General features: G+C 73.2%; 4 protein-coding genes and 1 pseudogene. 4 read left to right on the forward strand and 1 reads right to left on the reverse strand.

Annotated features, from left to right (window positions below):
- Positions 1 to 308, forward strand: a 308-nt coding sequence (locus MXD58_RS16995; protein WP_284678481.1) for a glycine betaine ABC transporter substrate-binding protein, incomplete at its 5' end; no start/stop codon positions are given.
- A 142-nt stretch (positions 309 to 450) separates the two neighbouring features.
- Entirely contained in the window at positions 451 to 2772 is a 2322-nt protein-coding gene (gene purL / locus MXD58_RS17000) for a phosphoribosylformylglycinamidine synthase subunit PurL (protein ID WP_308301981.1), read from the forward strand.
- Positions 2773 to 2847: 75 nt separating this feature from the next.
- Here the strand turns inward: purL and MXD58_RS17005 are convergent, their stop codons facing one another.
- Complete coding sequence (locus MXD58_RS17005; RefSeq protein WP_248838535.1) at positions 2848 to 3750, reverse strand: DUF3027 domain-containing protein; 903 nt, start codon at positions 3748 to 3750, stop codon at positions 2848 to 2850.
- Positions 3751 to 4244: 494 nt separating this feature from the next.
- Between MXD58_RS17005 and MXD58_RS17010 the strand changes: the two genes are divergently transcribed.
- Complete coding sequence (locus tag MXD58_RS17010) at positions 4245 to 5873, forward strand: MFS transporter (RefSeq protein ID WP_248838448.1); 1629 nt, start codon at positions 4245 to 4247, stop codon at positions 5871 to 5873.
- A 421-nt stretch (positions 5874 to 6294) separates the two neighbouring features.
- Positions 6295 to 6495 (forward strand): annotated as a pseudogene (locus MXD58_RS17015) (futalosine hydrolase); the annotation flags it as partial.

Here is a 6495-nt window from a genome sequence, read left to right on the forward strand (position 1 = left end):
TCGGAGCGACACACCCGCACCCCGGACGATCAACCAGCCGCTCCCGATCTACACCACGCAGTGGGACTCACCCCGACTACGACCTCGTCACGCTGACCGACGACAAGAAGCTGCAGAACGCGGACAACCTCGTCCCGATCGTCAACACGAAGTCGCTGACGCCGAAGATCTCCGCCGCGCTCAACGCCCTCGCGCCGGTGCTCACCACCACCGACCTGGCCGAGCTCAACAAGAAGGTCGACGCGCAGCGCGAGAAGCCCTCCGACGTCGCGCGGGACTTCCTCAAGGACAAGGGCCTGCTGGGCTAGGCGCCCGGACCTGCCCGGACGGCCGTACGCCAGCCGGGCAGGCTCCCGGCGCGCGGGCTCCCGCTGTGGCCCGCGCCACTCGCAGGACACCCCGATCGACGCTCCGGGTCCACACGCTGGCGGAATCCGAGAGGATGGGGGGGTGACCGGCAACCCGACAGCTCCGACGGCCACCTCCGACCCGACCGGCGCGGCAGCCCAGGCCGCCGCCGACGCCGCGGACGCCGCCGCGCAGCCCTATCGCGACCTTGGCCTGACCGACGACGAGTACGGCAGGATCGTCGCCACCCTCGGCCGCCGCCCCAGCGACGCCGAACTGGCGATGTACTCGGTGATGTGGAGCGAGCACTGCTCGTACAAGTCCTCCAAGGTCCATCTGCGGCAGTTCAGGGACACCCCGTCCACGGACCGGCTGCTGGTCGGCATGGGCGAGAACGCGGGCGTCGTCGCGGTCGGCGAGGGCCTGGCCGTCACCTTCAAGATCGAGTCGCACAACCACCCGAGTTTCGTCGAGCCCTACCAGGGCGCGGCCACCGGTGTCGGCGGCATCGTCCGCGACATCCTGACCATGGGCGCGCGCCCGCTGGCCGTGCTCGACCCCCTGCGCTTCGGCGACGCCGACGCCCCTGACACCGCCCGCACGCTGCCGGGGATCGTCGCCGGCATCGGCGGCTACGGCAACTGCCTCGGTCTGCCGAACATCGGCGGCGAGGTCGTCTTCGACCCCACCTACGCCGGAAACCCCCTGGTCAACGCCCTGTGCGTCGGCGTGATGCCGGTCAGCCGGGTGCAGACCTCGGCGGCGACCGGAGTCGGCAACGCGGTGGTCCTGCTCGGTGCGAAGACCGGTCGGGACGGCATCGGCGGGGTGTCCGTGCTCGCGTCGGCCACCTTCGACGAGGGCGGCGGCCCGGCGCGGCGGCCATCGGTGCAGGTCGGCGACCCGTTCACCGAGAAGATCCTCATCGAGAGCTGCCTGGAACTGTTCGACCGCGGCCTCGTCACCGGCATCCAGGACCTCGGCGGCGCCGGCCTGACCTGCGCACTCACCGAGACGACCGCGGCGGGTATCGCCACCGGCCAGCCCGGCGGCATGGACGTCGACCTCGAACTGGTCCCGCTGCGCGAGGCGTCGATGAGCGCGCCGGAGGTCCTGGCGAGCGAGTCCCAGGAACGCATGCTCGCGATCGTCACACCCCAGGACCTGCCCGAGGTGCTCGCGCTCGCGCAGCGCTGGGGCGTGATCGCGACGAGGATCGGCACGGTCACCGACACCGGCCGGCTCGTCGTGCGCTGGCACGGCGAGGTCGTCGTCGATGTCCCGCCCGGCTCGCTGGCCGACGACGGTCCCATCTACGAGCGGCCCCTGCGCCGCCCCGCCGACCTTGACCTCGTCCGCGCGGACACCCCGGCCGCCGCGCGCCTGGCCCGGCCGAGCACCGGCGAGCAGCTTCGCGAGACCCTGCTGCGGCTGGTCGCCTCGCCGAACCTGTGCTCCAAGGCGTGGGTCACCGACCAGTACGACCGGTACGTCCAGGCGAACACCGTGCTCGCCCAGCCGGAGGACGCCGGCGTGCTGCGGCTGTCCGCGGACACCGGCCTCGGCATCGCGCTGGCAACGGACGGCAACGGCCGCTATGCCCGGCTGGACCCGTTCGCCGGGGCGCAGCTCGCCCTCGCCGAGGCGTGCCGCAACGTCAGCGCGGCCGGCGCCGAGCCGATCGCCGTCACGAACTGCCTGAACTTCGGCTCCCCCGAGGACCCCGAGGTGATGTGGCAGTTCGCGCAGGCGTGCGCGGGCCTCGCGGATGGCTGCCGGCGCCTCGGCCTGCCCGTCACCGGCGGCAACGTGTCCTTCTACAACCAGACCGGCGCGACGCCGATCCACCCCACCCCGGTGATCGGCGTGCTCGGCCTGTTCGACGACGTGGCCCGCCGCACCCCCATCGGCTTCACCGGCGAGGGCGACACGCTGATCCTGCTGGGCGAGACCGCGGACGAGTTCGGCGGTTCCGAATGGGCCTGGGTGACGCACCGCCACCTCGGCGGCGCCCCGCCGGCGGTCGACCTCGCCCGGGAGAAGCTGCTCGGCGAGATTCTCGTCGCCGGTTCGCGCGAGGGCCTGCTGCGCGCCGCCCACGACCTGTCCGACGGTGGGCTGGCCCAGACGCTCGTCGAGTCCTGCCTGCGGGGCGGGCGGGGCGCCCGGGTTGAGCTGGGTGCCGGCGCGGACCTGTTCGTCGAGCTGTTCAGCGAGTCGACGGCGCGCGCCGTCGTCGCCGTCCCGGACGCGGCGCTGGACCGTTTCACCGAGCTGTGCACGACCCGCGGCCTGCCGTGGCGGCGCCTCGGCGTCGTCGGCGGTGACACCCTCGACGTGCGGGACGCCTTCACCGTCGGCCTCGACGAGCTGCGCACCGCGCACGAGGGCACCCTGCCAGCCCTGTTCGGCAAGCCGGCCTGACGTGCCGGCACGTGGGGTGCTCAGCCGACCACCCCACGTGCCGGCGCTACCGGCCCCGGATCTCGGCGGACCGGATCAGGAGTGACCGTACGGCTCGGGGCCGCCGGTGTCGGTCTGGTCCTCGGGGACGGCGTCGGACACCGAACCCGGCGGGTGGGCCGCGACGCCGAGCATCTCGACGTCCGTCGGCTCCAGGTCGGACGGGTCCTCGTCGAACAGGATCGGCTCCGGGTGCGCGCTCGGCGCGACCAGCGCCTCGGAGTGCGCGCCGCAGCCATGGTCGATGGCGGTGACGCGGCCGTCGTCCGGGGCCAGCTCGTTGGCGCAGGCGCCGAACATGCGGCCGAGCGCGCCCGCGAGACGCACGTGGAAACCGCAAGTCAGGCAGGCCGCCGGCGCCACCTTCGCGATCGACGCGTCGGGGCCTGCCTCCCCCGCATACCACCGCTCGACAGCTTCCTCCCGGCCGGTCAGCGACAGCACCCGGGACCGGCCCAGGCCGAGTTCGACGTACTCGTCGGTGTCGACGAGCTCCTCGACGTCGGAGACCCGCAGCGCGAGCCGAGGGTCGTCGATCGCCGTCGGCAGCAGGTCGCCGACGCCGACGTCGCCTGGGCGCAGCCGCTCCGACCACGGCACCCACTCGGGCGCCAGCATCGCGTCGTCCCCGGGAATGAGCACGACGTCGTCGACGGTGACCCGGCGGACCCGCGAGGCCCGGGTGACGACGACCGTCCACGTCCAGCCCCGGTAGGCGGGGGTCAGGCAGGCGAACCGGTGCAGCACGATCCGGTCGCTCTCGGCCTCGACCCGGAGATGCGCACCGACCGCCTGCTCGTCGCCGGCCTCCTCCACGGCGGCGGCACGAGCGAGATCCACGGCAGCCGCGCAGGTCGCGTCGACCGCCGTCTCCCGCGCCGCCCGCGCACTCCTTGCCCGCCCGCCCGGGACCGTCGTCTCCGCCCCAGCCGCATGCATCCCAGCCGTATCGACCCCGGCCACACCGACCCCGGCCGCATCAGCCCCGGCCGCATCAGCCCCGGCCGCATCAGCCCCGGCCGCGTCAGCGACCGCCGGCCTGGCCGCGCTCGGGTCGGCGACCGCTGTTCGCGCCACCCCCGTTCCCGCGACCTCTGTTTCCGCCGCGGTCGCCTTGGACCTGGTCACTGTCGCCGTTGTCACTTCTGCAACCTCCGTGCCGCCCTGGGTCGCCACACCCGCCGTGGGCTCCGCGCGATCCGCCCCTTCGTGCCCGTCGGCGCGGGTGGGCACGTGGGCGTCGCCCGCGTCGCTCGACGCGGGTGACGCCTCGGTCAGGGTGGAACGAACCTCTGGAGCATCCACGCAACGTATTCTCACCCACGGACACCGGCACCGCCCGACAAGGTCGCACGAGCACCGGAGAAAGGCAGTGTGAACCCCTGCCGGATCCGGGTTGCGAGACCATCGGGCCAGGGACGAGGACACTCGGCATGGTGAACCTGGGCAGCGGCATCTCGAACGGCCTGCGGCGGGCGCGCTCGAGGGTGCGCGGCGAGGATTCCGGCCGCACGGGGCTGTCCGCGCTCACCGAGCTGTCCTTCGTGAACGCCGCCGGCGACGCGCTGGTCACCGTCGCGCTGGCCGGGTCCCTGTTCTTCTCGGTGCCCTCCGGCGAGGCCCGGTCCAAGGTCGCGCTCTACCTGCTGATCACGATGGTGCCGTTCGCCCTGCTCGCGCCGGTCGTCGGTCCGCTGCTCGACCGGGTCGCCCACGGGCGGCGCACCGCGCTCGCCGCGATCTGCCTGGGCCGTGGGCTGCTCGCCTGGCAGTTGGCCGGGGCGCTGACCGGGCTGGCCGTCTACCCGCTGGCGCTTGGTCTGCTGGTGTTCTCCCGCGCGTTCGGCGTCGCCCGCAGCGCGGTGACACCGCGGGTGGCGCCGCCTGAGCTGACCCTCGTCAAGGTCAACTCGCGGATCTCACTGGTCAACATCGTCTCCGGGGCGATCGTGGCTCCCCTCGGCCTGGGTATGGCGCATATCCCGTTCGTCGGCTATCCGTGGGTGCTGCGCAGCTGCGCGATCGTCTACATGACCGGGGTGCTGCTGGCGTTCAACCTGCCGAGGACGGTCGACTCGGCCGCCGGTGAGCTGCCGCTACGGGCCGGCGCGCTGGCCGACAGCAGTCGACCGGGGCTGCGGGCGCGGTTTCGGGCCGCCCTCGGCGCCCTGCCGGTCGCCCTGCGGGCCACGCTGGTCCTGCGCGGGCTGGTCGGGTTCCTCACCTTCTATCTGGCCTTCCTGCTGCGCACCAAGGGTGGGAACAACCTGTGGCTGGGCGGACTCGCCGTCGCGGCCGGTGTCGGCAGCGGGCTCGGGGTGTTCGTCGGCGGTCGGCTCGGCCGGCGCCGACCGGAGGGCATCCTGATGCTCGCCCTGCTGATGGCCGCCGGGGGCTGCCTCGGCGCCGCCATCACCTACACCAGGTTCACCTCGCTCGTGGCAGCGCTGCTGGCCACCATGGCGGGATCGATGGGCAAGCTCGCGCTGGACGCCATCCTCCAGCGCGACATACCGGAGGCGAACCGCAATTCGGCGTTCGCCCGCTCGGAGACCGCGCTGCAGCTCGCCTGGGTCGCCGGTGGTGCGTGCGGGCTGGTGGAGCTGCCCGGCTCCGTGGGGTTCGCGCTGGCCGCGGCCGCCGTCTGTCTCACGCTGATCGTGCAGGCCAGGGCCCTGCGCCGGTCCAGGTTGGCGGCCCGCGCCCGCCAGCGAGCCGCCCCGATCGCCTGGCCGGATCCCGTCGCGCCGACCAGCGAGGCGGCGGTGGAGATGGCTCCCGTTCCCGATCAGTCGCTCGCCGCGGCGGCCACCCCCGAACCGGCCCCCAGCATCCAGCGGGACCCGGGCGTGGCGGCGGACGCGTTCGGTCGACCAGCGCCGAGTGGCGCGGCGGGGATCGTCGACCAGCCCGCCGCCCCGTGGCCGGACACCGCCATCGCCACCACGCCGATGCCGGGCACGCGGACGTGGGGCCCGACACCGATCCCGCCCACCCTGGACGATCCGACCCGCCCGGACGCACCCCGGCCCCGGCGCGGTCTCGGCCGTCGGCGGGGCTGAGTGACGAGGGCGCCCCTGTCGATTCGCCGTCGAACGGGGACACCGGTTATTTCCGCCAGTATCACAATCGTCATCCCACGCCGGTCATACCGTTTACCGCTGTCCGGCACACCAGGCGAGGCGGAAGATGGCCGGTCACACCACCTGGCACTGCCGGGCCCGGCGCCGCGGGCATATCAACGCGAGTACCCCCGTTCTCACCTGCGCAGCCCACGCAACGCGCACGGCGTACCGCGCACCGCCATCGGCGCCACGCAGTGTCGTCCGTGATGCTAAAGTCCGGCAACAAGTCCGATTTGCACCACAAACAAAACCCCGCGCCGTAACCTTGCCGTCCGGCGCGGTGGCATTCCGTGAATCAGACCGACATCTACGTGGACGGCGGACTTAGGACATGCCAGACGATGATCCGGACCCGGTCGTGAGTCGAACCCTGATCGTCACTGCGGTGACCGCCGAGGCGGACGCGGTGTGCGCGGGGCTGATGGGCAGCTGGTCGCGCGGTCGCACCCGCCTGCCGGCCGGCCCGGGCAACCTCGTGTCGCCCGACTGGGATCGCCAGTTGCTCACCACGTCCACCCTGGGCCCCTACGTGGGGCGCCGCCGCGGACCGGTCACGGTC

Origin of the sequence: Frankia sp. AgKG'84/4, from assembly GCF_023242965.2 — a bacterium.
GTDB lineage: Bacteria > Actinomycetota > Actinomycetes > Frankiales > Frankiaceae > Frankia.